Below are 25,388 nucleotides of genomic sequence, written 5' to 3' on the forward strand. Positions count from 1 at the left end.
ATTGAAGGCATTGCTCCTGTCGGAAACGCCCCGCCATGTGCGGGGCGTTTTTGTTTGTGGGTGGCCAGCAGCCTGGGGACAATTTCAGGAGATTTCACGGTTCGGGCGATTACGCGGGTTTTGCGCAAGCTGAATCACCTCTGGGTTGAGTACGTCTCAACCGGTGGACCACTGTGACCGAAACGCTCATCATCGACCAAGAGCCCACGCGACAACTGAGCGGGGCGGAAAGGGCGGCCGCTCTTCTTCTTGCGGTTGGCTCTGAAAACGCGTCCAAGATTCTTCCGCATCTCGGGGAAGAGGAGATTCGCGCGGTAGCGCGCTCTGCATCCCGTCTTGGCGCCGTGCCGCAGGCAACGATCAACCAGATTGCAGGCGACTTTCTCCTTCAATTGTCGAATGAGGGAGGTCTCAAGGGCTCCGGCGAGGCCATCGAGGGGCTGTTGAGCCGCGTTCTTCCCCCGGGGCAAGTGCGCCAGATCATGGCGGACGTCCGCGCCAGAATGAACGAGGCAGTATGGCCGAGGCTGGAAGAACTTCCGCCGCACCTCATCGCACAGTTTCTGAACCGAGAGCACCCGCAGGTCATTACTTTCGTGCTGTCGAAGCTCAAGGTCTCCTTTTCGGCCGAGATCGTGCCCCTCATTCCGAACCGCAACGAAGTCATGCGGCGGATGCTGACGACCAAGCTTGTCACGCAGGGCGCCATGAGGCTGCTCGAACAAACCATCAGAGACGAACTTATCCTCAAGGTTGCGAAGGCAACGGGTCAGAACAGTCACGAGCGCGTGGCCAAGATCGTGAACCGATTGAACCGCAAGGCAATGGAGGACGTGCTCCAAAGTCTGGAAAATTGTCGTCCGAAAGAAGCGGAATTGGTCCGCAATCTCATGTTCACGTTCTCAGATATCGCAAAGATGTCGGAGAAGTCCCGGATCGAGCTTTTTGAAAACATCGAAGCCGACCAGATAGCTCCTTCGCTGATTGGCCTCGATGAGGGCATCAAGGAGTTGATTCTCTCGTCCATGCCCTCCCGCACGAGGCGCAACATCGAGCAGGAACTGGCGAATCCGCCAAGACTGACCGAGGAAGAAATCGAGACTGCAAGACGCGAAATTGCAGACATCGCTCTCAAGCTTTCGGAACAGGGCATCATCTCACTCAATTTCGCCGACGGTTCGAACTGATTATTGGAGATCGCATGGGAAACCAATCGCCCGACGCCGGGGCCGGTGTCGAGATCGTCGACAAGCTGAAAGAACTGACGAAACTCTCACTCGATCGCCTGCCGGTGCTCACGTCGATCTTCGAAAGCACAGCGACAACGTGCTGCGAAGAATTTCGTGAGTATTGCTCGCCCGCCGTCACAGCTTTCGTCAATCAGATCGTTTCCGGTGACTCCTGGGACCTGCTCGAAGCGTGTTCTGATGGCGTCTCGGTGATTTTTTACTGCCGTGAGTGGGACGCGCGCATTGTGATCGGGTTGGAACGTCGACTTGTCTTCTCCATCGTCGATGCGATGTACGGTGGAGATGGCAGTGAACTGCCGTATGAGGACAAGCGGCCCTTTACTACGCTTGAGACGAGGATTGGCCGCGTCATCTGCGAGTTTGGCGCGCGCTCGCTGGCGGAAGCGTTCCAGACAGTCGGTGAAATCACCCTCGTGCCCGAGCGTACCGAGACCGCGCTGGATTTCGCGAGCCTCGGCCAGCACAACATGATGCTGATCCACGCGCAGATTCTGTTCCAGGTGCTGGACTTCGGCGGCGTGATGTTCGTGCTGATCCCGCAAAACGTGCTGCTTCCCGTGCGGCAAAAGCTTGAGCGGCAGCGCGCTCCCATGCTTTCGTCCGTAGATCCAAGATGGACGAGCCTTCTGAGCCAGCGGGTTTCGCGCGCAGAGGTGGCGATGGATGCCGTCATTCTCGGCAAGGAGATCGAACTTGGCGAGATGTTGAACCTTCAGGTGGGCAAGACCCTGGAACTGGAAGGCACGGAACGGCAGATCTTCTTCGAGTACGAAGGCGAACGTCTCTTCCGCGGCTGTCTCGGCAGGGAACGTGGAACTTACACCATTACCATCGAAGAGGCCCTGTCCGATATCGACGTCGAACAGACCGAACCGCATCATCGGTCCTGAAGCTTTTAGCCCGATTCCGACATTTGCATCCGTTCGCAGCACGCTTGGGAGCAAATGCCGGAATCAAAAGGACCACGGCAACACCATGATTCTGGTGGAGCTTTTGAATTTGACATTTGAGCGGGAGCGCGCGGCAACCGGGACTCAAATGTCAAATTCGCTCCAACGGGCGCTCCGCGATTAACGCTCTCGGAACTCGTTGGCCCTCGCGAGTTCATCCCTGCCCAGGAAGTGCAAACTCGTGATAAAGACATCCTTGATGGTTGCGTCTCCGACTTTCGAGTTTGCGTTTTTCCTGATATCCTCGGCGAGCTGCTTGAGGCTGTCCTTGCTGAGATTGGCAAGGGCCACCCTGTTCTTGAAGAAAAGCGCTTTCAGCGCCTCGTCGGTGACGGCAAGCTCGATATAGTTGGCTGCATGGCCGCCTGACTTCACATTGGCCACCACCGACATCTGTACCAGCACGTAGCCATGGACCCCCGCATCCTCGATCACCGGTATCGTCAGCTGCTTCAATTTGATCGTAGTTTCTTCAGCTGCCTGTTCCACGGGCGGCGAGGAAACGGTGCGATTGGCGGCGACGCTACCGGCAAAGACTGCCCCAAGAGTGACGGCCACGATCCACGCGGCAATGGCGATTTCCCGAAACAAGAAGGCCCTCCTTTTATCGGATTGATCTGGAGTAGGTGCCATCCGACTCGGAATCGCAGATAGCGTGCATGATCGTCGTTGTGATGGCGCGCGCGGCGTCCAGATGCATCAGCAGCAGCCACTGATTGAGGTCGAGTTTTTGCCTCGCAAGGCTCACGAGCGGCTTCAGATCGTCAGGCAAAGTCTGCGCCGAGATGGAGATACCGATATGGTGAAGCTCAAGAAGGGACTCGGTCTTGGCCGCGCAAAACTCGCCGATATGCCTCGCATCGAGGGCGGCCAGCGCATTGTTCTCGGCGTCAAGAGTGCGAACGAGACGGTTCAACGCAACTCGCGCAACACCTATCGATGTATCCCGGTCAATCATATGGCCCTCCTTCAAAATGAATATTTGGTCAAACGGATCGGGCGGCGCGCGCGCCGCCGTTCTTTGATCGCTCTTCCAGGCGGTTCGCTATGCCGAGCGCGCCGGCACGGCCGCACGCATCCGCGAGCGACTGCGACATCATCGATTTCCAGACGTTGCCCGAGAAGCCGGCGCCAAACGCCGAAGCGCTTTTCGGCAGCATGATTTCGAACAGCGTGCTCAGCACGGAAATCTCGAACAGTTCGTAGGGAGATTTTCCGGTTGCCGCCTGCCCCGAAGTGGCGGGATGAAAAGCGGCGAGAGATGCGGCCCCCTGGCCAGCCAGACCTCTCGCCGCCTGCGCTTGCGGCGCTGAAAGCATCTCTTCCATCGAAGGAACCGAGCCGGTCGTTTCGGCCAGAAGTCTCAGTCGCTCCGTGGATTCCCTGACGCGTTGCGGATTTGCAGCGCGCATCGCATCCACGATAAGATCTGCACCTTGATCGACCATCATCCGTTTGTTTCCGAGGTAATTGTGTGGTTGCGGGTGTTGTTGCGGTCGGCTTGCTCGATAAACGCGTCGATCGCCTCGGCGAGCCACGATCTCAGTTCCATGCGAAATTTTTCGTCCTCGAACCGGTCAAGGCGCTTCTTGAGGAGAAGCTCTATCTTCGCGAGTTCCAGCGTCTTCTGAGAGAGACCGTCTAGGAGAATGGTGTTCCTCTGGACCGCATCTTCACAGGCGGCCAGCCTGCGAACGATGAGTAGCGGCGGAACGCCCCCTTCCACAGCCTCGTTCAGATAGCGCTCGGCTACCGCCACCTCTCTTTTGCTCTCTTCGATGAGAGATTTTATCTGCTGCGCCTCGATCCGTGTTGCCACTTGCAGTTGACGGTATGCATTCAAGAGGCGTTCTGTGCGTTCTAAAGAATTTTTCATGGGTCAGATCGCCCGAAGCCAGGATGCGAAGGCCCCCATGAACAGGATGAACATCTCTCCCGCGATGAAGTAGAACATCAGAAGCCCCCCGCCGACGACAAACGGCATCGACAGGAAGTAGGCGGGCGTCTGCGGAGCGATGCGGTTAAGTACGCCGAACATCAGGTTCACGAGGAAGGCGAACACGAGAAGAGGGGCTACGACCTGAAGCGAGATGAGGCACGCCTCTCTGAGAGTGTCTACAACGCTGGTCAGACTCTGTGAGACGCTGATACCGGTTCCGACGGGCAAGACCTCGTAGGATTGCAGAAGCGCCTTCAGCACCTCAAGGTGCTGGTCGGTTGCGAGAAACAAAAAGGCCGACGTCAGAGTAATGAAGTCGGCCAGCGGAGGCGTGGTTTCTCCGTCGTCTTCCACGGAATTGACCGGCGTAGCGAGGCCGATGGCGGCAGAGCCCGCGACAGCAAGAAATTTGAGGCTCGCGAAGAAGAAGCGAACCATTATACCGATGACGAGTCCCTTTGCGGTCTCGATCAGAACGAGGGACGCGAGCGAGGGCGTCGAGGACAACCCCTCCTGCACGCGCTCGAAATTTCCAAGAGAAAAGGCAACCGCAACGCTGATTGCGAGAGACACCATCAAGCGCACGCGCACCGGAATACGCGAGCTGCCGATGGCCGGCAGAACCATCAGGCATCCGCCGATGCGGCAGAACACGAGGAATATCGAGAGCACCCCGCCCGGAAGAGCATCGAGAGCCTGCGAGATCATGACACAGCCCCGAGCTGCACGATGGGAATGCCGCGCGCGATCTCCAGATGCGACAGAACCGGCAGGTTCGGGAAGGTGCGCTCCGTTATCATGCGGACGTAGAACCGGATTTCCGGGCCTGCAACCAGAACGAAATTGTTCTTCTTATCCATCAATTCGCGGACCTTCTCGGACAGCTCCAGTGCGAACTGCTCGATGAGGGCCGGACTGATGTCGAACTCAACGATCCCGCCCTTCACGTCACGGCGCAGTGCCTGTTGCATGGCCGTTTCCCAACGCTGGCCGAGACGGAGAATTCTGAGCGTCCCATTATCGGAGAAATCGGCGCAAATCTGTTGCGCGAGGCGCGTTCTGACGTGTTCGGCGATCAGTTCGACGCGCTTTGCGTGTGGTGAGATTTCGGCAACGGCTTCGAGAATGAGGCTCAAATTGCGGATCGAGATACGCTCCTGGAGCAGCCGCCGCAACACGGCGTGGAACGTCGAGTTCGACAGGCTGGAAGGAACGATTTCATCCATGAGCCGCTTGTATTCCGGCTCCAGCGTGTCGACGAGGCGACGATAGTCCTTATAGGAAAGCAGTTGAGAGAGATTGTTCCTCAATGTTTCCGCGAGGTGGGTGAGCAGGACGGACGTGCGGTCGATCGGCGTAAAGCCCTGCGCGCGCAGCTTCGCCGAGAACCCATCCGGCACCCATACCGCCTTGATGCCGAAGGTCGGATCGCGCGTCGCCTCGCACGGCACCTGAGGCACGAGGCCGTCTCCCGTTATCACGAGCACTTCTCCGAGGCGAAGTTCGCCGCTTGCGACGACAGCCCCATGGATCTTGATCTGATAAGCCTTGGGCGGCATGAAGATGTCGTCTGTAAGCTTTATCTCCGGGACGATGAAGCCATATTGTTTCGCGAAGTTGCGGCGTATGATCGAGACGCGATGGCTGATCTCCTGGAATTCCGGAAGGAGGACGCTTGAGATCTGCTTGCCGAGGCAAAGCTCGACGTCTGACAGTTTGAGCGACTCCTTGACTGAAAGCTTGGCCTGCGCCTCCGCTTCGGCGCGCTGGCGCTCGGTCGCGGCCGCCAGACGCGTTGCGACATCCGCCTTCCGCCGTGGTTCCGCATAAGCCACGAACATCAGTGTCGTGGCGAGAAGGGCGAATGGAAAGAACGGCAGACCTGGCGCAACCGCGAGCACGCATGAAACGACGCCTGCCACGAACAAAGCGCGTGGATAGTTGCCGAGCTGACTGAGAACCACCTTCTCCGCCGAGCCGCGCGTTCCGCCTTTCGAAACGAGCAGACCGGCCGCGAGCGAGACGATGAGGGCCGGGATCTGGGTAACGAGGCCATCGCCGACCGAGAGCTTGACGAAGACGTCGGCGGCGGACGCGAACGTCATGTCGTGCCTGACGACGCCGATCACGATACCGCCAAAAATATTGATGGCCGTTATGATCAGGCCGGCAATCGCGTCTCCACGCACGAATTTCGATGCGCCGTCCATGGCGCCGAAGAACGCGCTCTCCTCTTCAAGCTCGCGCCGGCGTTCCATCGCCTCCTTTTCGTCGATGTTGCCGGCGGCGAGGTCGGCGTCGATGGCCATCTGCTTGCCGGGGATCGCATCGAGCGTGAAGCGCGCGCCAACCTCCGCGATACGCGTCGCGCCTTTGGTGATCACGAGAAAATTGACGGTCACGAGGATCAGGAAAACGATCGTACCGATAAGGAAATCGCCGCTCATCACGAAATCGGCGAAACCGGCAATGACATAACCGGCCGCGGAATAGCCTTCGGCGCCGTGAGACAGGATCAGGCGCGTCGTTGCGATATTGAGCGATAATCGCAGCAACGTCGAAATCAGCAGCACGGTTGGAAAGGCCGAGAAATCGAGCGGCTTCTGAATCCAGAGCGCAACCATCAGGATCAGCACGGACAGGGCGATCGAGATCGCCAGGCCGATATCGATGATCACGGGCGGCAACGGGACGAAAAGCACCGTGAGGATAAACAGGATACCGAAGGCGAACCCGACATCCTGATTGCTCATTCCGGCGGCAATGGGTTGCACGCCGGTCGTCTGGGGTGACGACACGTTCGATCTCCGTGATAAGTTTAGAGAAAGCGGCTATCGGTTCAGAAGCCGTGCTCGATACGCGAATAAGCTTGCTCGGAAATCCCGAGCAACACGCTTCCGATGAACGACGCCGTCATCATGGCCACCACGAAGACGGCCACGATTTTCGGGATGAACGTCAGCGTCGCTTCCTGGATCTGGGTCAGCGCCTGAAACAGCGAGATGGCGATCCCGACCGCCATCGCCGCACCAATCATCGGTCCGCTAGCCATGATAACGGCCCAGATGGCTGACCTCACGAGATCCATGGCATCTGCCTGATTCATGGGCGCTACGAGATCACGACGCCGGAAGCCAACTCTATGGTGCTCCCATCGGCAAGGGTTGCAACTGAGCCCGAGGAGTTGATTTCAATCGACTTGATAACCCCGGAGACTGTGCCGTCCGCCGAAGTCACCGTCTTTCCGATGAGCGAAGCGCCCTGCGAAATCGCGTTTTGCGTCAGCAGCGTATCCAACCGCGAGTTCGCGTTGACGAGTTGTTCGACCGACGAGAACGACGCCAGTTGCGAGATGAACTGTGTCGGGTCCGTTGGGTCTGTCGGATCCTGGTTTTGAAGCTGCGCGACAAGCAATTGAAGAAAACTGTTATAGTCCAGCGTACTTGTTTTACTTGTTGAGCTGGTTGACGTTGATTCGTTCGACGTGGTCGCTGTGGACGAAGTGGTTGCCGGAACTGACATTTCTTTGTTTCCCTGCGTCTTTGATCTTGCCTTGGAGACACTCGGCCACGAAGGGCCTCAGAACTTTCAACGCATCGAAATACCGGCCGCCATCGACCAGTTGCTCGACCTGATCCAGGGCGGCAGCCAATTCGTGAGACGCACCGACACCCAACTCCAATATCATCTCGACAACGGATTTTTTGACGCTGTCCGCGCTTTTCGGCTCGATCAGCATCGCCTGAATCAAAAAATACAGCTGACGGACCGGGGTTGTCGCTCGCTCCGCCTGCATGACATAAGCTTCCAGCAGGAACGCGACATCGTTGAGAAACTCGACCGAAACCTTCCGGTCAGCCCGCAAGACCGCGCCGTTGATGAATATCCGTTCGCCCGGCTTCAGACTGACAGAAAAAGGGCGGCTCATTTGAGACCTTCTGCTACGGAACGAGAGACATCGATGATGAAGCCGAAATCGTTGCTCCGACCGCGTCGGATCGCCTCGATGCGGCGGAGCACAGCGATACCGATCGAAATCAGATCCGCGCGAAGCTTGTTCGGCAGCCTGCTTTCCGGCGATCCCAGTTGCTCAATGAAGAAGACCCAAAGTCGCTTTGTGTAGAGAAGGGCTTCGATTGCTTCTGCAGATCGCGGGCCTGCCTCGACACCTCGCTGCAGAAGCTCTATCGAGCGCAGGATCGCCCCGTGCTCGGTCCCACGTGCTGTTCTGACATCTGTCGCCAGCACTTCCTGATACGGCGAATGATACATCGTTGAAGTCCCGGCCTTGTTTAGGCGCTGATATAACTGACGAGCGACAGGCTGTAGATCCGATTGGTGAGTGCGTATGACGTGTCGAGAAGCGTTTGAAGCTGGGCGAGCTTCGTCGATGCCTCGGTCGGGTCTGAGTCGCCCAGCTCGCTCGACCAATTGTCGACCAGCTTCTTTTCCGTGGTGAGCCGTTCGTTCGTCGATGTGATCTGGGATTGCGACACGCCGAGCGTGGATTGCATGCCGCTGATGCCCGCCATCGCGCTGTTCACCTTGTCAAGCGCTGCGGCGATAACCGTTTGCTGCGTTCCCGTATTCAGATTGTCGAGCCCGAGGTCCGAGATCATCGTGTAGGCTTCGGCGAGCTGACGGAATGCTTCTTCATTCGCGGAAACGGACGTCGTTACCGTTTGCCCATCGGAGATCCGGGCGGTTCCCCTCGTCGACGAGGCGTTGGACCAATTGCTCGACCACGACGCATCGTCGAACAGCGCGGAAAAATCGCCGGACAGGAAAGATGTCATGTCGGCGGGTGTTATCGAACTCGCCGAAGAGTCGGACTGCGTCATGCCGAAAGCCGTAGAAAAGGCGCTCGCGGTCGCGGCCTTTGCCGAGTCCGAATAATCGTTCAAAGGCGTAGCTCCGGTGTTGGAGCCGCCAAAAACATAAGCGCCTGCTGTGGCGGCATTCAGGGAGGTGATGAGGGATTCCAGCATTCCCTTCGCCTGCGCCGAGAGCGCACTTACATCCCCGGTGCTCTTCGCGGACAAGAGGGCGTTGCTGAGCTCTTCGGCATCGCTGTAGATCGACGTGAGTGCCGTGGTCGAGGTCGATATCTTGTTCAGCACAACCGAGTTTGCGGTGATTGTACTCGTCAGGCTCGTCGATTTTGCCTGAAGAGATCGATAGAGCCCATATTGGCTTCCAAGACTGGATACGGGATCCGAGATCTTTCCGCTTGAGGTCTCGGTCGTAATCTTCGCGATTTTTGCCTGGGCGTCCGCAACTGCGTTGGGCGCAATTGAATAGAGGACTGAAGTAGAAACTGTGCTTACCATGGTTCGTCCTCCGGCTAGATCGCGTTGAGAAGATCGGAAAACATCTGATCGACAGCAGAGACCAGCTTCGCGGCGGCGCCATACGACTGTTCAAGCGCGAGCATTTTCGAAAGCTCTGTATCGATGTTCACTCCCGTCGCATTCGAAAGCGCGGTGGCAGCGGTGCTTTTCACGGTGGCGCTGTAGGCGGCCGTGGACGATGCAGCTTGCGACTTGACACCGAGCCACGAGGCTGAGGCAGCAGCATAATCAGCAAGACTGAGAGAAGTTCCGGCGCCGGCAACGGGGTCGAAAGCCTGGGCGGTTTTAAGGCCGCTGACCAGCTCATTCAGACGATCCGTGTATCCGGTTTCGCCTGGATTCGGATTGTATACATAAGGATCGGCGCCATTGGTCGAGATGCCGCCATCTCTCAGGAGGGTCGGTGTGGCGACAACCGAAGCCGCGACCGATATCCTTGACGCAAGCCCCTCGGAAACCGTTCCGGAGGTTGGGACGACAAGGCTTCCGGCGTCGGTGAACAGGCCAGCCTGCGGCGAACCCGTGCCACCACTTTGATCGGTTTCCTGGAAAGCGGTGATCAGGCCGCGCGCGATCTCGTCGAGCTGGTCCTGATAGGTGACGGCGAGATCGTCCCTCACCTCTACGAGCCCGGCGAGGCGCCCGCTCTTGATTTCGTAAGAGGCACCCGAAGTGGTGACGGGCACGCCGTCGACATAGACGGCGTTCCCCTGCGTGGAGGCCGTAAATGTGGTCTTGGCCTCGAAGGTGACAGAGCGGGCCGTCTTGTCGAACAGCGTCACGCCGCTGTCGGTGTAGATGGCCATGTCGTTGTTTGAGCGCGTCACCGTGGAGATGCCGATCTCGGCGCTCAGGCTTTGCAGGATACTATCCCGCTCGTCGAGCGCATCGGTTATGTCCGCACCGGCGACCGTTCCCTTGACAATCGTTTCGTTGACAGCCTGGAACCGCGTCAGGAGATTGTTGATGGTCGAGACAGAATCGCCGATCGCGGCGTCAGCATCCGCGCGCACTTGCTGCACGGTATCGGCGGCGCTGTTGAGCGCGCCGGCGAGATCGCTCGCAGCCTGCACGGCGTCTACGGACGCCTGGGATTCAGGCGAGGCAGCATATGTCGACAGCGCATCCGACAAAGCTGCGATCAGAGCGGTTGGCGACGTGGTATCATCGACGGTGGTTGCGCCAACCGTGCTCTGAAGCTGCGTGAGCGCGTCCGAAACCGCTCCGTCGCGCGCGTCGTCGGCATTTGCAGTCAACAAGCTCTTCAGAGCGGCCGCATTTGTAACGCGCGTAATGGAGACGACCGACGGCAAGCCGTTGATCGTGACCACATTCGCGAGCTTGCGACTCGCTCCGTCCGTCTGCTGATTCGCCACATTGCGCGCAACGACGGCGGTTTGAGAGGAGGCGACGGAAACGCCCGCGGAGGCTGTATTCAGCGCAGAGGTCAGCGACATCGGTCAGCCCCCTAGGTATTCAGATTGACGAGAACTTTCAGAAGGTCGGACCCCGTCTGAAAGACCTTGGCATTGGACTGATAGATGTTCTGGGACTGGATCATTCGCGTCAGTTCCGTCGCAAGATCGACGTCCGAATTCTCAAGCGTATAGTCGCTGATCGTCCCAAAGCCATTCGTTCCAGCGATGCCGATCTGAACGCTGCCCGATTCCTGATTGGGCAGATAGGCGTTGCCGCTGATGACGGTCATGTTGTCGGGACTGGCGACGGTTGCGAGCGGGATGGTGTAAGCGGCGACCGTCGATCCGTTTTCATAAACGACCGACAGCGTACCGTCAGACGAAATCTCGACCGACTTCACCGCGCTCGCCGCGTTGCCGTTCACGTCCGCCGAAAACGTGTAGGCGGAATCGAGCTGCGTCGATTTCGAAATATCGAGCGTCAGAGTGCCGCCGTTGGGCACCGGAACCGAAAGGCTCGTTGGCGTAGAGAGCGCGTATGTCGTGGAGTCGAACGTCAAGGTTTCGGTGACAAGCGCGGCGCTCGAATAGGGAAAGCCGCCATTGGTGGCGTCAGCCTGATTGTAGACGGATACTTCCCACTCATTGTCGGCCGTCTTCGTGTAATAGACGTCGAGATTGACCGAGGAGCCGGCATTGTTGTAGGCGGTGAAAGAGGTTTTTTGCGTATAGGTCGCATCTGCCGCGTTGTTGGAAGGCAGCTTGGTCGTATCCGTGACTGCCGTCGCGCCTATGGGCAGATTGAAAGTGACGACACCTTCCGTCGAGGGGACCGCCTTCATCGCAAGGTCGCCGACGTTTACCACTTCGAGGCCCGCATAGCTGTTTGCAGACGGCGTCGTACCAACGGGATACCCAAGAAGCGTATATCCTGCCGCGTTTTGCAGAGTGCCGTCAGCCTGCTCCACAAATGCGCCCGCGCGCGTCAGAACCGGGGTGCCGCTCGGGCCCGACACGATGAAGAAGCCGTTCCCGTTCACGGCCAGGTCCGTCGCACTGGTCGTCGATGTCGTGGTGGATTTGCCGCTGATCGCCGTGCGCACATCGGTATCCACGCCGCCCGACTGATAATCTCCGGATCCGCTGCTCGTCACGAGGGTCGAGAACTCTGTCGACGAGCGCTTGTATCCCGTTGTGCTCACATTGGCGATGTTGTCCGCCACTGTGCTTAGAGCCGTCGACTGGGCGGCCATGCCCGCTGCACTGGTGTTAATTAGTCCGTAAAGGCTCATTGCGAATCGCTCCCCCAACCTATGCGCCTAATTGGTTGTAGGCTCCTTAGCTTGTGCGGACCTTGGATCGAAGGGTGAACAGCGCCGACTTCGAAAACGCTACGACAGTCAGGAAGCGCGCAGCATCAGGCGCAGCATGTCATCCAGCGCTTCGCCGGGCCGAAGGTCTTCGGCGCTTTGCGTCAGATAGCGGTATACGGCGGGAACGAGACGGACAGCCTTGTCGAGTTCGGCGTCGTTGTTCGGCTTGTGGCCGGCAATCATCCGAATATCTCGGGTCTCCTCGAACCTCGAAATGAGCCCCTTGAGTTCCCGCACCGCAGACTTCTGGTTCGGCGTCCAGACGCGGGGAGCAAGACGCGAAACCGAGCCCAGAACGTCGACCGCCGGAAATCTCCCCTGATCCGCGATGGCGCGGTCGAGCACAATGTGGCCGTCGAGTATGCCGCGCAGCGTATCCGCCACCGGATCATTATGGTCGTCGCCGTCCACGAGGACCGAGAAGACGCCCGTTATCGATCCTGGGCCACTCGCGTTGCCGGCCCTTTCAAGCAGCTTCGGCAGGTCCGTGAAGACGCTTGGCGGATACCCCCGAGAGACAGGAGGTTCTCCCGCTGACAATGCGATTTCTCTCACTGCGTGCGCATAGCGGGTGACGGAATCGAACACGAGAAGCACCCGCTGTCCTTCATCGCGGAAATATTCCGCCACGGCGAAGGCTGTTTTCGCAGCCAAGCGCCGCATCATCGGGCTTTCATCGCTCGTGGAAACGACAAGAACGGCCTTGGCCATTCCGTCCTTGGTCAGGGTGTCGTCGATGAATTCCCTGACCTCTCGCCCACGCTCGCCGATGGCGGCAAAGACGGTCACGTCGAAGGAACTGCCGCGCGTCAACATGGACAGAAGCGTCGATTTTCCGACGCCCGATCCGGCGAAAATCCCGATCCTCTGGCCGGCACAGAGAGGCGTGAAGACATCGATGACGCGCACGCTCGTAAGTACGGGCTCGCTGACACGCTGTCGCTCGAGAGCGAGCGGCGGCGCCTGATCGACTGGAATGAGACGCGCCCCGCGCCCCAGGGCCGGGCCGTTGTCGATGACGCGGCCAAGCGCATCGATCACGCGGCCTTTCCAGGTCTCGTTCGGGCGAAGCTTCAGCGTCGAAGCAAGCCTGACCGGGGCGCCGAGAAAAGGCTGATGACGCTCTTCAATGGTGCGCACCAGAATCGTATCGCGCTCCACCCGTAGCGTTTCGGCGAGGGCATCGCCTTCGTCGGTCGCAATGGACACCCAATCGCCGAGCTTCGTGAACTTCGACAGCCCATCGACGCGGATATGTTCCGTCGAAAGCTCCACGACCTTGCCGCTCACAACAGCGAGCCGATCGTCGAGAGCAGCCTCGAAGGCTTCGGCGAGAGTTGTGAGAGCGGTGCGACCGAAGCGCGGCAGAACGCCGTCAAAATCGCGATGCGGCTGTTCAACCATCAGGAAGTCGGCGACCCGAGCGCTTGAATCGCGGATTTCAAGCCCGATTCGACAGACTGGATCGTCGATGCCGCCTCATCGAATGCGCGTTGCACATAAATGAGTCTGGCCGTCTCCTTGATCGCGTTTACGTTCGATTCCTCGACATAGCCCGATGCTATGTTGCTCTTCGCCGGGTCTGTCGCGGCGATGGCTGGCTTGTCGGAGACGAAGCCGCCTTCGACCCGCGAAAGCTTCGCGTCGGAGCCGAACACGAACACGCCGATCATGCCTATGCGTTCGTTATTCTGCGTAATCGTGCCGTCCTCGGCGATCTGCGGCGTCGGACCGTTGGGATCGACCTGCAATGGCGCGCCGCCAGCATCGAGCACCGGATCGCCCCGCATCGAAACCAGCATGCCGCTCGTCGTCATCTGCATGCGACCGTCTCGGGTGTACATCCTGCCAGCGGGAGTCTGGACGGAAAGCCAGCCTTGCCCTTTGAGGGCGACGTCAAGCGGATTGCCCGTCTTGACCAACCCGCCTGCGCCAAGGCTGACGACGCTGTCTTTTGACGTAACGAAAGCTGTCATCTGCGCATCGGCAGCCGACAGAACGCTATCGAACTTCATTTCAGTGCCCCGATAGCCAACGGTATTGGCGTTCGCCACGTTCTGGGCAACGGTATCCAGGCGTTTCTGAAGCGCCACCTGAGCGGAAAGCGCTACATAGAGCGACGACTGCATAAACGTCTCCGGTGGGGCGTGCTGAAAGATGCGGGGATGGGAGCAGGAGACACCGGGCGGGCCGGTGTAGCGTCAGGCGGCGGCGGCTTTTGCGACAGCAAGCGCCTTGTCGATCTTCTCCTTGAGTACGGGAGCGCTGAACGGCTTCACGAGATATTCGTTCGCGCCCGCTTCCTTTGCCGCCGCGACGTTGTCCGCTCGCGATTCTGCCGTCACCAGGATGAAAGGGATCTGCGCCGTCGCCGCGTTCGAGCGAACATAGCGGAGCAAATCGTAGCCTGACATCGGCTCCATGTTCCAGTCGGAGATGATCAGGCCATAGGAATTCTTCTGTATCAGCTCCAGCGCCATTCCGCCGTTGGACGCCTCATCGACATCATCGTAGCCGATTTGCTTCAGCAACTTGCGAACTATTCTGACCATAGTGCTGTAATCGTCTACGACCAGAATCTTTAAACCGGCTGTCATTGTGTCGTCTCCTGCTCGCGGGCGGGCGCCCAATCTTTTTCCATTCTTGCTGAAAAAGCTTATGCGAGACTATCCGCGCTACAACCTGACTGCTATTTTGATTGCGGTGCCGTCTGGAGCTTCTCCGAGGCGCAAAATTCCGAAGCCTGAGGCGTCCAGGCCCCGAAGCCGCTTTGAACGAGGCGATCCAGAACGCGGCAGACGTAACGCTTTTGTCCTTCCTTGTTGTTCTTTCCCGCGTTGTACCGGGCCACCGCCACAGTCCACGTGCTTTCCTGTTGCTTGAGCGCCTTCAGGAAACGCGCCGCGTAGTCGACATTTTTGTGTGGATCGAGCATTTCGTCGACGGACGCGAAATGCTCGCCGTGGAAATAGTAGTTCAGCTGCATGCAGCCCACGTCGATGAGCTTCAACCCTTCGCGGCGTGCGGCGTGGAAACGCTCGATCGCCTGCGCCTTGTCGAGCGAATATATGGCCTTGCCCTCAAGGTTGAGCGAGAACGCACGCAGATTGCCGTTTATGCCGGTTTCCGTAAGCCCCACGGCGTAAAGAACGCCCAGCGGTATCTGATACTTGCTGGCCGCCGCAACCATCTCGCGCTCGCACAGGTTTGGCTCGACCGATTCGGCTGGAACGAGGCTAGATATAAAGAGCAGTGCGGTTGAGATGGCTCTCAGCTTGCCCATGCTCCGATCCCTCTCTCAGGCCCCGATTGCCGGGCTCCCCCCTGTCCTTCTGACCGCTTTGTCCCATTCCGTCCGACCCGGTGTCTGTCGAACCCGATAGCGACTGATCGCTGGAAGCAGTGGGAGTGCCGGTGGCGGAAGCCGTTACCGGCTGAGGCGCGAGCTGAACCGAAATGGTGTCGACCTTGTATCCGGTGGAGCGAAGCAGCCCTTCGAGAACCTCCTGATCCTGTGCCAGCAACTGGGCGGCCTCGGGCTTCTCGACGCTGAGGACGACGGAAAGCTTGCCGCCGTTCATGGACATGCGCACTGTTACTTCGCCAAGATTTTGCGGCGTGAGGCCGATGGTAAGCGTACGCAAGGGCTGCGTGGCCTCCGCAGTCGGAAGTGCGACACGGGATGTGGATTGCGACGCATCGGACGAGGACGTCGATATCGCGTTCGAGACCTGCTGCGCGAGGGTGCCGGAAGCGGAGGAAGCGGACGCGGAAAGAACCTCGCCCTGTGCGCTTGCATCTTGCGCGGGGACCATGGTTGCTCCGTCCGAGCCAGACGCAGCGGGGGCGGACGGGAAAGCGCGTTTGCCGGTGTTCGAACTGGAGGCATCCCCGGCGCTGTTCGATGCCGTTACCGCAGGGCTGCCTGACGCGCCCGAGCCGGCGACCGATGTGGGATCGCCCGCGAGTGCGGCAGACGTAAGCGAACGTTGGCGAAGGGCTTCTGTTTCGGACGCGGCCGACGGCGCCGATGAGGACGGCGAAGGTGCACTCGCTGCCGATAGCGACGCCTGTGCGTTCTGCGACGAAGTCGAGCCACTCAGGACTTGGGAGAGACGCGCCGCAGAGTCAGCGTATGGCTGAAAATGCGTTTCGGACTTCAGGACGCTGAACGGGAGGGCTTGTCCGCTCGATGAAAGCGCGTCGTTCATGGCGGAGAGCGGCGCGGAATTCTCGCCTCTCGTTGCGGCGGTCCGAGGTCCTTCCGCTGTCGCCCCCGTTTCAAACTGGAGGAGCACCGGAAGAAGCTGCCCCGACGTTGGGATAACACTCGTGGAGCCCGCAGCACTTCCGTCCGTTTCGGAGGCGTCTGCTGCATTCGTCGCGGTGTCGTCCAACTCGAAAAGAGATCCGTCCTCAATGTCGCTGCCAGCGAGTTCAGACAGCTCCGAATCGATTGCCTCGGTGCGGCTTGCGTCGTCGACGGAGCGGACATCTTTCCCTGTGCTTCGCTGCCCGGCGCCCTGAATTAGCGCGTCCGCCAGCGAACCGGAAAACTTTGTTGTTGCGCTGACAGAGGCTTCAACGCCGTGGGAGCGCGAATCCGGTGCTTCACCCTCGGACGCGGTATCGAGGAAGGAAGAAAATTCCGCTCCTCCCTTGTTTCCTCTCTGCTGGCCGAGCGTCTCAGCGCCCAATATGGCGGACGTCGAGGATGCCGCAACCGCCGGCTGCGCTATCGCTGTCGCTGTCATCTTTCTTTTTTCAGGACCAGATCGGCGTTCGCGATGGCCACTTGCGCTTCCATCATCCGTTTGCCGCCGACAAAAGTTCGGTCCCCCCCCCGTTTCCCTGCCAAAGCCACCTCATTACCTATTAACGGCTTGGGAGTTTCGTGGAGCTTGCGCGCCAACTGTAGCGAAGCAGAAAGCAGCGCGGCGTCATCTGCATCGAAAACTGCGGGGTCGAGCGAATTGAGCGTGGCGTTCGCCTCTTCATACTTTTCGGTGACGATGTCGACTGCCGCCTGGTACAAGAGAAGACGCTGTTTTCGGGCCTGATCGTTCTGAACGAGCGAGAGGCCCTTGCCGGCAGCGAGCGTGACGAGCGACCGCCGCCCGGAAAACACACCGCGTTGCGCAACATCCGTGAGCAAACAGGCAGGGCAGCGTCCAAAACCCAGCGGCCTCGCTTCCAAGAGTTGGGAGAGCGTTGCTACACCATCGGCGTCATCAAAGCGGGGAAGGTAACCGACGATTCGCGCTTCCGCATCGGCGGCAAATGTCGATGTTTCGAAGCGTCGGATGTAGCTCAGCGCAGCCTTCGAAAACTCCTGCACCCGGAGCTTCTCGCCTGCGAGAACGATACTCTGACGCAAAGCTGCTTCTTCCACGAGCGTACCCGGCAGCAGAAGCCGGGCGAGAGTGTAATAGGAGAAGGCGCGTTCGGTATCCGTTTGGGCGGCGAGCAGCGCTTGAACGAGGGCAAGGTGACCTCCCAGAACCGGCTCGAACCGGCGGGCATCGATCGACAGAAGTATCGAAGAGGCTCGATTCGCGTCGCCGCTGCCATGCGCAATGATCCCGCGGATCAGATTTCTTTCCAGCTCGCTGGACTGATCTTCTCTCCACGGCTTGATCAGCTCGACGCTGCCGCCGCTCAAAACGAAGATTTCCGCGAATCTGAGAAATTCCTCGCTCGTGAGTTTGAGGCTTTCAGCCTCGCGCAGATGGGCCTCATATCGCTCGCGGGCTTCGGCCATCTCCAGGGAAGAGGCTTGTGTCCTTGCCACTTCATCGAAACGGCGCACATCCTGCCGAAGATCCGCAATCAGCGTTTGCTCGCGCTCCGCGCCGCGCGCCACAGAGCCTGCCATCAGCAGCAAGGCCCCGAGCAACGTTGCAATTGCCGCCCTCATTTGTCCTTGTCCTTGAGCAGGACTTCGATACGGCGGTTTTCAGGGGCCAGGGGATCTTCGGGATTGCGTGGCTGTCGATCCGCATACCCCTCGATCGATAGCACTCTTCCATCGCCGATCTTGCCTCGCGCCAGCATCAGGAACGCCATGCGCGCCCTTTCGGAAGACAGCGACCAGTTTCCGTAGGGATCACCCGCGAAGGGGCGCCCGTCGGTGTAACCCCGGATGATGATCTGACCCGGATACCTGGAGATGATATCGCCAATCCTGGTCATCACGAGGACAGTGTCCGGCTTCGGCATCGCGGAGCCCACATCGAACATGCTGCGCTTCGTGTCATCCATCAGACTGATCAGCGTTCCTTCCGTCACATTGGCGACCGAGACCTGAACCCGAAACGACTGCGGGAGACTGCTTTGAAAATTTTCGATTTCCTTCAAAATCTGCGCTGCCAGGGGAGCAGGAGTCTCCGTCGGCTCTTTCTCGGCGATAGTGACGGATTTTTGCGGTTTGGCAGGCTCCGGGTGATCAGTGGATGACCGTGAAGCCGGCTGCGTGATGTCCTCCGGCTTCGCAGATTGGATCAACCGCGGCTCGGCGATAAAGGGGTCGCGCGAAAACTCGCTACCAGACTTGCTTGAGACGTTATCTCTGGAAGCGATGCGCAGAGCTTCTTCAGCCCGGGTCTCCAGTTCGGTCAGCACGCCGAAGGGATTGCGGGTAAGCTCTTCCTCTGAGACGATTTGCCGATCCTGCGGATCTGCGGCAGCGGCCTTAGCCCGCCGCACTGCCGCCTCGGAAGGGTCTGTATCAAGCGCTTTCGGTATGGCATCAGCGACGCCCTTCGCTGGCGGCGTCTCTTCACTGAGCTTTATCGGATTGAAGTAGTTTGCTATCTGGGACAGGCGCTCCTTCGAGCTGGAATTCACCAGCCACATCACGAGGAAGAAGGTCATCATCGCGGTCATGAAGTCCGCGTAGGCTATCTTCCATACGCCTCCATGATGGTCCCCCTCCCCCTTGTACAGCTTCTTGCGGACCACGATGTCCGCGTGCGCCGGCGCGTTCTTCTTGTGTCGCGTCATACTCATGAACTCCGATACTCATTAACCAGCGACCAAGGCTCGTCTCTATTACGGTTCTATCGACGGAAACCGTCACGTCACATGCCTTCGTGATCACCGTCTCGACTGTCACTGCCTCATCGAGGCGCTGGGCCAGTTCGAAAACCAGATCCGAAGGACCGCAGATCTTTAATTTTATGACGCCTTCGTCTGAAGTTAGCCTTTGGATTTCCGCTAAAAGTCGAGCTATAGCTTCATCAGTCAGGTGGCGTTCGACAATGGGAGTCAGGATCCGCGCAGCAACGTCGCAAATCTCGGCCTGCATTGCAGCCAGCGACTGAAGCAGCAGGGTCTGGAGACGATCCGCCTCGCCCTCGACCCATTGTTTTCTTGCCGATTCCATCTCGGCTTTATGGCTTGCCTCACTCTCTGCGAGCATCTTCGCGGCGACCGCCTGGGCTTTCGCTTCGCCCTCATCCAGCCCCTTCCGGTAGGCTGCGGCCACTTCGAGTTCCCGCGCCTCGACGTTTTCGCGCGCCAAGGGAGCCCCAAGACGGGCAAGAAAATCCGGCAAAGGCAGGCGCCCCGAGGCTGCTTCCACGTCAACCCTCCCTGATCCAGTCGATGAGAACGGCAGCGGCTTTCTCCTCGTCCCGAGCGATGGCTTTCTCCACGGATTTCAGAGGCGTATCCTTATTGCTGGTGCCCAGCGTTGTGAGGGGCGGGACATCCTCAGCGAGAGCATCAACCGGCGCGGCAACGGTGTCGAGAATCGGTGTGTTTCGCTTGTCGGCGGCGATTTGTGGCGCGGGCTTGGGCTTGTTTTCAAGGATCATCCGCAGCGAGGGACGAAGCCCGATCACCACAAACAGGATCGTCGAGAGAAGTATGGCAGCGGCAAGCACATAGCTTCCCAGTCCTTCCATCACATGATCCCAGAACGCGGGCGCCGGCGCCGGCTCGAACTCATTGCCACCAGCGAAATCGAGTGCGACGACAGTAGCCTTGTCGCCGCGCAGCGAGTCCAGCCCCGCGGCTGACGAGACAAGCCGCTCCACGACCCGTAGCTGTTCATCCGGCGCGGTCTTGGCGCTCTCGGCCGCAGCGATGAGCGGCTTCCTGTTCAAAACCACCGCCACGGCGATGTTTTCCACCCGGTAGCCCTCGCTGTGTGTCGTGACGCTTTTCGAACTCACCTCGTAATTTGTCGTCTCTTCCTTTCTTTCGCTCGCGCGCTTCGACTGATCGGAAGGCTTCGTGTTTTGCTGATCAGCGGGAATGTTCTGCTCCACGCTGACATTCCATTTCTGATTGGTATTTTGAGAGTTGCTGCTCTCTTTCACCGTGCGGGTGGAGCGCTCGGCCTTGGATTCGGGGTCGAAGGCAGTCTCGTTGATCTGCTTCTTGTCGAGGTTCAGCCGGACAGTGACGCTCGTCTCGAAGTTTCCGAGCCCGATGACGGGTGTCAACGTCTTGCGAATATTGTCGTTTATTTCGCGGGAGACCTGCTTTTCGAGTTCCAGCATCTTGCCGCTGGCAACGCCAGGACCGTCATCGCCGGCGGAAAGGATGGTGCCATCGGTGCTGAGCACCGCCACATGATCCGGCTTCATTCCCGGCACAGCCGACGCCACGATCTGGCGAATGGCGGCTGCGGAGGGCGGCTGCGCTCCCGATTGTTTGACGACCACCGACGCCGAAGCAGGCTGTGGCTCGCGCCGGAAGGAGCCGGCGTCCGACATGACGAGATGAACGCGCGCTGAACTCACGGACCGCATGGCTTCGATAGTGCGGGCGATTTCGCCTTCGAGCGCCCGGACACGGGTGACATTCTGCATGAAGGAGGTCAGCCCCAGCGACCCGAGCTTGTCGAACAGCTCGTAACCGGCCGTGGCGTTGTTGGGAAGACCGCGCTCGGCGAGGATCATGCGGGCCCGCGCGGTGTCACCCCGGTTCACGAAAATCTTGTTCGCTTCCGAGCTGGCGTCGAAGGAGATGCCAGCTTCCTTGAGAGCGGCGCCGATGCGAGAGACATCTGCAGGCGTGAGCCCGACATACAACACATCTTTATCCGCCCGGCTGACATAGTAGCTGCCGATTCCGATGATCGCCACAATTGCAATGCCCACCGCCGCCAATGCAGCAAGGCGGCGTGCGCCCAAGCCCAAAAAGCTCGCCGTCAACGCGTCAATCTGATCGCGAATCGCCATGTTTCCCCAACCCCGTTGCGAAGCAGGGCGGATCATCGGCTCGTTACCTTGCGCGTGGCAGGAGGCCTGGGTTGCAGGCACTCCCGCTACGCGGTTCGGTTTACTGGAAGAGCTTCAGGATCGACTGCGAGGACTCATTCGCAATCGAGAGGGCCTGCACGCCAAGCTGCTGCTGGACCTGCAGGGCCGAGAGACGGGTCGATGCTTCGTTCATGTCGGCGTCGACGAGCGAGCTCACGCCGGCATCCACAGAATTCGTAAGCGAATCAACGAAGTCCTTCTGGCTTTCGATGCGCGACTGCGTCGAACCGAGCACCGAAGACGCCGCCGTTACGGACTTGATCGCCGCTTCAACCTGCTTCTGGTAGGCATTGATCATCGCCAGATCGGCGCCCTCATCGGTCAGCGCCGAAATGTCGAGGTTATAGACGCTCTTGCCGTCCGCTGTAGCCGTCTCGGTAGTGCCGTCGGCATTGGTGAAGGAGCCCGTCGTCGTGCTGTCGACCTCGTCGAGGATACCGCTCTGATCGGCAGCATCGAAGAGTTTCGTGTCGGTCTTGTCGAAGGTGATCGTGCCGTAAGCTACCGTGCCGTCCGAGGAGCGCGACAGCGAAGCCACGAACGACGCCGTTGCGTTGAAGCCCGCTGCACCGGAATCAACCGAAAGGAAGTTTTGGCCGTTGAGGCTGGCGCCCTCGGCATACGTCTTCAACTGTGCCTGATATGTAGCGATTTCACCCTGAATCTTGGTGCGGTCGGCGCCCTGGGTTTGGGCGGTGATGAGCGAGTTCTTGATCTTCGAAAGCGTGTCGGAGATCTTGCTCATCGCATCCGTCGCGGTAGAGAGCGTCGCATCGGCGACGTCGAGCGAGTCGGAGATCGTCGAAAGAGCCGAGCTGTCGCTCTTCAGCGAGGTCGCGATCGAATAGTACGACGCATTGTCCGCCGCCGTGCTGACGCGCAGACCGGTGGAGATTTCGCTCTGAGTCTTGTCGAGGTTCTTGACGGTGTTCTGGAGGTTCAGCAGAGCTGTGTTGGCGGCGTTGTTCGTCAGAATGCTGGTCATGGAAGTGTCCCTTGGTCGGATTGCATCTTGGGACATACCGGACTTGAACCGGCACGCGGAAACGGCATCATGCCTGCGATGGTGCTTCGCATTTGTGCACCTCGCTTCCACGTAACTACAGTAAACAGGAAAAATGCTAATTTTTCGTTAAGAGTAGCCGGATCGGGATAACTTGAAGAATACCAATAACTATTCAATCGATCGCCGTTGATTTTTCAATTGTGTGGGCTGTGATTCGCCTGACAAATCGCGAGCGATAACAGAAAAACCCCGCCGCAAGGCGACGGGGTTTGTCAATTTGTTTCGCGCTTTAAGATGTAGTCAGGCGTGGATTTGCTCCGGCGCGCGGTGTGCTGGCTCGAATCCACTGTTGACTGGCGGCAGATACTTGGCGCCATCGTCGTCAGTATTGATGACGTGGACGAATTCGGACATGCTCTTCGATAGCCTCGACGTGATATCGGAGAGGCTGGCAGATATCCCGGACAACGCCGCCGCCTGTTCCCTCGTCTTGCCCGCGACGACAGAGACGGAGCCCGAGCTTTTCGCCGCCTTCTCGCTACTTTCAGCGGCGAGAGAAACATTCTGCGCGATTTCCTGAGCTGCTGCGGTCTGCTCTTCCACAGCTGAGGCAATCGCACCAGTGAAGCTATGAATCTCCGATATCCTTCCGGCCATCGACTGTATGGTGGCGATAGCCGCCGTGGTATATTGCTGGATCGACTGAACCTGATCGGCGATGGCATCGGTCGCCTTGGCCGTTTGTGCGGATAGTTCCTTGACTTCCGAGGCGACCACAGCGAACCCCTTTCCGGCATCTCCAGCACGCGCGGCCTCGATCGTGGCATTGAGCGCGAGCAAGTTTGTCTGATCGGCGATAGTGCGGATGATTTCAACGATGGAGCCGATTTCCTCGGTTGCTGTCGTCAGATTCTCGACGTCCCTGTTCGTCCGGTGGGCTTCTTCCGTCGCCACTTCCACAACGGCGTTGGTACTGTGCGCCTGCTGCGAGACATCCCGGATCGAATAGCTGAGTTCCTCGGTCGCAGTCGCGACAGCATTCGAATTGTCGGCGGCGCTCGCGGAGACTCGCGCGGCTATCTCCGCTTCGCGGGTCGATGTTTCAGCCGCATCCGAAAGGGTTTCCGCCGATTGCCGCAGTTGGCCGATTTGCCGTTTCAAGCCCTCGACCACGCCAGCCATCATCTGTTCGAACTGAATTGCTTCGAGCCTCAGATAGTGCTCGCGCTCCTTTTCGCGGTCTCGTGACCGGGCGACCTCTTCCCGAAGAGACCACAGTTCTATCAAATTGCGGCGCAGCGCTTCGACAGCTCGCGCGACCGGCCCCAAGGGAGCCTTCTCACCGAACGGGAGGTTCGCGGGCTGCACATTGCCGTCTGCGAGGCTCGTTATGGCGCGCCCGATATCGAGGAGCGGGTTGAGAATGGAGCGAGCGATCCACCATACAGCCAGCGCTAGGACCGCCAGAAGGCCACATACGATAGCGCCATGGACGTAGAGCCGATAAAGGAAGGCTTCATGAAGGCTTGCCGCATCGGCGCTCACTGAGACAAAGCCCCCTATTTCCGGCGCGGCCTGCACGAATGTTAGTTTCGGGGTCCAGGAATGGCGCGCGACGATTTCAGGACCGTGCGCAAAGCCCGCGCCCGCGGGGCTTTTCGCGATTGCCGCGTAGGTCTCCGGCGACTTCTTGAGATTCTCCGGCCCTGCTTCCGGCGCATTCTTTCCCGACTGGGAGGGAGTGCCATGACCGAGCGCGACGCCATTGAGGTCATATGCGAGGGCAGTCGTCACACTATCTTCGTCCTGAAAGCGCGCGGAACGGATTACACCGAGATAAGCTTCTCGACCGACCTTTGAGGCTGGTCCCCCCGCCGTTACCATTTGCGCGCGAGCAACGGAAAGCACGAGATTTGTCCAATTTCGCAGCTCGCTTTGCTTGTCCTGCACCATCTGCCAGTGCAGGAACCAGAAGCTCACCAAGGCAGTCACCCCATAGGCGAGCAGGGCGAGGGCCACGATCATATTGATCCGGGTTAAAATTTTCAGACGGGCGGCCATAGATGCATACTCCACTCAAAACTCCCGTAGGTTGTACACGAACAGCATTAAGGCGGAGTTTCCAGCCTACGAGGTTTGCGAAATGTGTGTAGCGGGAGATGCTCGGAATATTCGTCGCGATTTACATAAAAGTGGATATGCCAGCTGGGCAGAAAAATTAGTCTGACTACGGGATAGTACCCTCGAAATCAGGAACAGGTTGCAATGTCGAACGCACTCCCCCACCCAACTTTCGGTCAGACTGAACCGCTGATCATGGATCTGATCGCGCGTGCGCCGCACCTCATTAATCCCACATCCGGCATCGCGAACGATTTTCTTAATCAATACAATGAGGCGTTGCTCCTCATTGAGAACTTGCCCGTATTACTGCCCGAGATGATCGATGAACTACTGGCTTGGAAGCCGAAGTCGTACGTGGCGTACTTCGAAAGTTCACCGCTGAGTGGCGGCGACATCGCGATCACGGTTTACCAACTGATCGATGTCGATTTCAGGAATGCTTTCGAGAAGCAACTCGCTCTCCTGAATGCGATCACACAGCAGGCGATCTATCTCATTCGAGTCATGCAGTCAAAAGCGGGGGAACTTACATCGGAACATGTCGAGGGTTTCTGCAGAGTCATCGCCAAACGCCTCAGGATCGAGATCGAGAAGGCTGTCGATCTCGTCAATCACGGTATCGATCAACCTAGCGAAACATCCCAGGTGATGGCCGACCGCCTGATGGCAGCCGCCACTGATGTCAAGTCCTTATAGAGTGTATTG

26 protein-coding genes are annotated in these 25,388 nt (G+C 58.9%); 3 read left to right on the top strand and 23 right to left on the bottom strand.

The window, feature by feature from the left end; genetic code table 11:
• Positions 1-173 precede the first annotated feature (173 nt).
• Positions 174-1,187: a flagellar motor switch protein FliG gene (locus EK416_RS12955; protein ID WP_127078136.1), complete on the top strand. Its 1,014-nt coding sequence runs from the start codon at positions 174-176 to the stop codon at positions 1,185-1,187.
• Positions 1,188-1,201: 14 nt separating this feature from the next.
• Positions 1,202-2,140, top strand: coding sequence for a FliM/FliN family flagellar motor switch protein (locus EK416_RS12960; RefSeq protein ID WP_127078138.1), 939 nt, complete (start codon positions 1,202-1,204; stop codon positions 2,138-2,140).
• Positions 2,141-2,320: 180 nt separating this feature from the next.
• Here EK416_RS12960 and EK416_RS12965 read toward each other — a convergent pair whose 3' ends face one another.
• The 23 genes from EK416_RS12965 to EK416_RS13075 form a co-directional block, all read right to left on the bottom strand.
• Positions 2,321-2,791: a hypothetical protein gene (locus EK416_RS12965; RefSeq protein WP_127078140.1), complete on the bottom strand. Its 471-nt coding sequence runs from the start codon at positions 2,789-2,791 to the stop codon at positions 2,321-2,323.
• 13 nt (positions 2,792-2,804) lie between these two features.
• On the bottom strand, positions 2,805-3,158 hold the full coding sequence (locus EK416_RS12970; RefSeq protein ID WP_127078142.1) for a hypothetical protein: 354 nt from the start codon (positions 3,156-3,158) through the stop codon (positions 2,805-2,807).
• 28 nt (positions 3,159-3,186) lie between these two features.
• A complete protein-coding gene (locus tag EK416_RS12975) occupies positions 3,187-3,651 on the bottom strand; it encodes a hypothetical protein (RefSeq protein WP_127078144.1) in 465 nt (154 codons plus the stop codon).
• A complete protein-coding gene (locus EK416_RS12980) occupies positions 3,648-4,043 on the bottom strand; it encodes a hypothetical protein (RefSeq protein WP_127078146.1) in 396 nt (131 codons plus the stop codon). Before EK416_RS12980 ends, EK416_RS12975 begins: the two co-directional genes overlap by 4 nt.
• Positions 4,044-4,079: 36 nt before the next feature.
• Entirely contained in the window at positions 4,080-4,847 is a 768-nt protein-coding gene (locus EK416_RS12985) for a flagellar biosynthetic protein FliR (protein ID WP_127078148.1), read from the bottom strand.
• Complete coding sequence (gene flhA / locus EK416_RS12990; protein ID WP_127079770.1) at positions 4,844-6,892, bottom strand: flagellar biosynthesis protein FlhA; 2,049 nt, start codon at positions 6,890-6,892, stop codon at positions 4,844-4,846. The genes EK416_RS12985 and flhA overlap by 4 nt, the downstream gene beginning before the upstream one ends.
• A gap of 86 nt (positions 6,893-6,978) precedes the next feature.
• Complete coding sequence (fliQ, locus tag EK416_RS12995; RefSeq protein ID WP_127078150.1) at positions 6,979-7,245, bottom strand: flagellar biosynthesis protein FliQ; 267 nt, start codon at positions 7,243-7,245, stop codon at positions 6,979-6,981.
• 5 nt (positions 7,246-7,250) lie between these two features.
• Entirely contained in the window at positions 7,251-7,661 is a 411-nt protein-coding gene (flgD, locus tag EK416_RS13000; RefSeq protein WP_127078152.1) for a flagellar hook assembly protein FlgD, read from the bottom strand.
• Positions 7,588-8,067, bottom strand: a complete 480-nt coding sequence (locus EK416_RS13005; protein ID WP_127078154.1) for a flagellar biosynthesis repressor FlbT — start codon at positions 8,065-8,067, stop codon at positions 7,588-7,590. The genes flgD and EK416_RS13005 overlap by 74 nt, the downstream gene beginning before the upstream one ends.
• A complete protein-coding gene (gene flaF / locus EK416_RS13010) occupies positions 8,064-8,411 on the bottom strand; it encodes a flagellar biosynthesis regulator FlaF (protein ID WP_127078156.1) in 348 nt (115 codons plus the stop codon). Before flaF ends, EK416_RS13005 begins: the two co-directional genes overlap by 4 nt.
• A gap of 20 nt (positions 8,412-8,431) precedes the next feature.
• Positions 8,432-9,469 carry a flagellar hook-associated family protein gene (locus EK416_RS13015; RefSeq protein ID WP_127078158.1) on the bottom strand — a complete coding sequence of 346 codons (1,038 nt, stop codon included), beginning with the start codon at positions 9,467-9,469 and terminating at the stop codon, positions 8,432-8,434.
• Positions 9,470-9,483: 14 nt separating this feature from the next.
• Positions 9,484-10,947, bottom strand: coding sequence for a flagellar hook-associated protein FlgK (gene flgK, locus EK416_RS13020; protein ID WP_127078160.1), 1,464 nt, complete (start codon positions 10,945-10,947; stop codon positions 9,484-9,486).
• 11 nt (positions 10,948-10,958) lie between these two features.
• Positions 10,959-12,200 (bottom strand): flagellar hook protein FlgE, encoded by a 1,242-nt coding sequence (locus tag EK416_RS13025; protein ID WP_127078162.1) that lies wholly within the window; start codon positions 12,198-12,200, stop codon positions 10,959-10,961.
• A 108-nt stretch (positions 12,201-12,308) separates the two neighbouring features.
• On the bottom strand, positions 12,309-13,685 hold the full coding sequence (locus EK416_RS13030) for a FliI/YscN family ATPase (RefSeq protein WP_127078164.1): 1,377 nt from the start codon (positions 13,683-13,685) through the stop codon (positions 12,309-12,311).
• On the bottom strand, positions 13,685-14,410 hold the full coding sequence (gene flgF / locus EK416_RS13035) for a flagellar basal-body rod protein FlgF (RefSeq protein ID WP_127078166.1): 726 nt from the start codon (positions 14,408-14,410) through the stop codon (positions 13,685-13,687). The genes EK416_RS13030 and flgF overlap by 1 nt, the downstream gene beginning before the upstream one ends.
• 72 nt (positions 14,411-14,482) lie before the next feature.
• Positions 14,483-14,878: a response regulator gene (locus EK416_RS13040; protein ID WP_127078168.1), complete on the bottom strand. Its 396-nt coding sequence runs from the start codon at positions 14,876-14,878 to the stop codon at positions 14,483-14,485.
• A 92-nt stretch (positions 14,879-14,970) separates the two neighbouring features.
• Positions 14,971-15,564 (bottom strand): transglycosylase SLT domain-containing protein, encoded by a 594-nt coding sequence (locus tag EK416_RS13045; protein ID WP_127078170.1) that lies wholly within the window; start codon positions 15,562-15,564, stop codon positions 14,971-14,973.
• Complete coding sequence (gene fliK / locus EK416_RS13050) at positions 15,518-17,035, bottom strand: flagellar hook-length control protein FliK (RefSeq protein WP_127078172.1); 1,518 nt, start codon at positions 17,033-17,035, stop codon at positions 15,518-15,520. Before fliK ends, EK416_RS13045 begins: the two co-directional genes overlap by 47 nt.
• Positions 17,032-18,144, bottom strand: coding sequence for a hypothetical protein (locus EK416_RS13055; RefSeq protein ID WP_164730017.1), 1,113 nt, complete (start codon positions 18,142-18,144; stop codon positions 17,032-17,034). The genes fliK and EK416_RS13055 overlap by 4 nt, the downstream gene beginning before the upstream one ends.
• A 50-nt stretch (positions 18,145-18,194) precedes the next feature.
• The gene (locus tag EK416_RS13060) at positions 18,195-19,289 is read right to left on the bottom strand and encodes a flagellar motor protein MotB (RefSeq protein ID WP_127078176.1); all 1,095 of its coding nucleotides are present in this window, start codon (positions 19,287-19,289) and stop codon (positions 18,195-18,197) included.
• 575 nt (positions 19,290-19,864) lie between these two features.
• Positions 19,865-21,508, bottom strand: coding sequence for a flagellar basal-body MS-ring/collar protein FliF (gene fliF / locus EK416_RS13065; RefSeq protein WP_342634631.1), 1,644 nt, complete (start codon positions 21,506-21,508; stop codon positions 19,865-19,867).
• 64 nt (positions 21,509-21,572) lie between these two features.
• Complete coding sequence (locus EK416_RS13070; RefSeq protein ID WP_127078180.1) at positions 21,573-22,538, bottom strand: flagellin N-terminal helical domain-containing protein; 966 nt, start codon at positions 22,536-22,538, stop codon at positions 21,573-21,575.
• Between the two features lie 321 nt (positions 22,539-22,859).
• Positions 22,860-24,635 (bottom strand): methyl-accepting chemotaxis protein, encoded by a 1,776-nt coding sequence (locus tag EK416_RS13075; RefSeq protein WP_127078182.1) that lies wholly within the window; start codon positions 24,633-24,635, stop codon positions 22,860-22,862.
• A gap of 189 nt (positions 24,636-24,824) precedes the next feature.
• Between EK416_RS13075 and EK416_RS13080 the strand changes: the two genes are divergently transcribed.
• Entirely contained in the window at positions 24,825-25,379 is a 555-nt protein-coding gene (locus EK416_RS13080) for a hypothetical protein (RefSeq protein WP_127078184.1), read from the top strand.
• The last annotated feature ends 9 nt before the right edge of the window (positions 25,380-25,388 follow it).

The sequence above is a fragment of the Rhodomicrobium lacus genome, assembly GCF_003992725.1.
Classification (GTDB): domain Bacteria; phylum Pseudomonadota; class Alphaproteobacteria; order Rhizobiales; family Rhodomicrobiaceae; genus Rhodomicrobium; species Rhodomicrobium lacus.

Excerpts from the sequence above, each read along its gene's own strand:
- EK416_RS13030 (WP_127078164.1), bottom strand. The coding sequence starts at position 13,685 with ATGGTTGAACAGCCGCATCGCGATTTTGACGGCGTTCTGCCGCGCTTC.
- flgF (WP_127078166.1), bottom strand. The coding sequence starts at position 14,410 with ATGCAGTCGTCGCTCTATGTAGCGCTTTCCGCTCAGGTGGCGCTTCAG.
- EK416_RS12960 (WP_127078138.1), top strand. The coding sequence starts at position 1,202 with ATGGGAAACCAATCGCCCGACGCCGGGGCCGGTGTCGAGATCGTCGAC.
- fliQ (WP_127078150.1), bottom strand. The coding sequence starts at position 7,245 with ATGAATCAGGCAGATGCCATGGATCTCGTGAGGTCAGCCATCTGGGCC.
- EK416_RS13015 (WP_127078158.1), bottom strand. The coding sequence starts at position 9,469 with ATGGTAAGCACAGTTTCTACTTCAGTCCTCTATTCAATTGCGCCCAAC.
- flaF (WP_127078156.1), bottom strand. The coding sequence starts at position 8,411 with ATGTATCATTCGCCGTATCAGGAAGTGCTGGCGACAGATGTCAGAACA.
- flgK (WP_127078160.1), bottom strand. The coding sequence starts at position 10,947 with ATGTCGCTGACCTCTGCGCTGAATACAGCCTCCGCGGGCGTTTCCGTC.
- EK416_RS13070 (WP_127078180.1), bottom strand. The coding sequence starts at position 22,538 with ATGACCAGCATTCTGACGAACAACGCCGCCAACACAGCTCTGCTGAAC.
- EK416_RS13080 (WP_127078184.1), top strand. The coding sequence starts at position 24,825 with ATGTCGAACGCACTCCCCCACCCAACTTTCGGTCAGACTGAACCGCTG.
- EK416_RS12975 (WP_127078144.1), bottom strand. The coding sequence starts at position 3,651 with ATGATGGTCGATCAAGGTGCAGATCTTATCGTGGATGCGATGCGCGCT.
- EK416_RS13025 (WP_127078162.1), bottom strand. The coding sequence starts at position 12,200 with ATGAGCCTTTACGGACTAATTAACACCAGTGCAGCGGGCATGGCCGCC.
- EK416_RS13045 (WP_127078170.1), bottom strand. The coding sequence starts at position 15,564 with ATGGGCAAGCTGAGAGCCATCTCAACCGCACTGCTCTTTATATCTAGC.
- EK416_RS12970 (WP_127078142.1), bottom strand. The coding sequence starts at position 3,158 with ATGATTGACCGGGATACATCGATAGGTGTTGCGCGAGTTGCGTTGAAC.
- EK416_RS13040 (WP_127078168.1), bottom strand. The coding sequence starts at position 14,878 with ATGACAGCCGGTTTAAAGATTCTGGTCGTAGACGATTACAGCACTATG.
- fliF (WP_342634631.1), bottom strand. The coding sequence starts at position 21,508 with ATGATCCGCCCTGCTTCGCAACGGGGTTGGGGAAACATGGCGATTCGC.
- EK416_RS12985 (WP_127078148.1), bottom strand. The coding sequence starts at position 4,847 with ATGATCTCGCAGGCTCTCGATGCTCTTCCGGGCGGGGTGCTCTCGATA.
- EK416_RS13005 (WP_127078154.1), bottom strand. The coding sequence starts at position 8,067 with ATGAGCCGCCCTTTTTCTGTCAGTCTGAAGCCGGGCGAACGGATATTC.
- flhA (WP_127079770.1), bottom strand. The coding sequence starts at position 6,892 with ATGAGCAATCAGGATGTCGGGTTCGCCTTCGGTATCCTGTTTATCCTC.
- flgD (WP_127078152.1), bottom strand. The coding sequence starts at position 7,661 with ATGTCAGTTCCGGCAACCACTTCGTCCACAGCGACCACGTCGAACGAA.
- EK416_RS13060 (WP_127078176.1), bottom strand. The coding sequence starts at position 19,289 with ATGAGTATGACGCGACACAAGAAGAACGCGCCGGCGCACGCGGACATC.
- fliK (WP_127078172.1), bottom strand. The coding sequence starts at position 17,035 with ATGACAGCGACAGCGATAGCGCAGCCGGCGGTTGCGGCATCCTCGACG.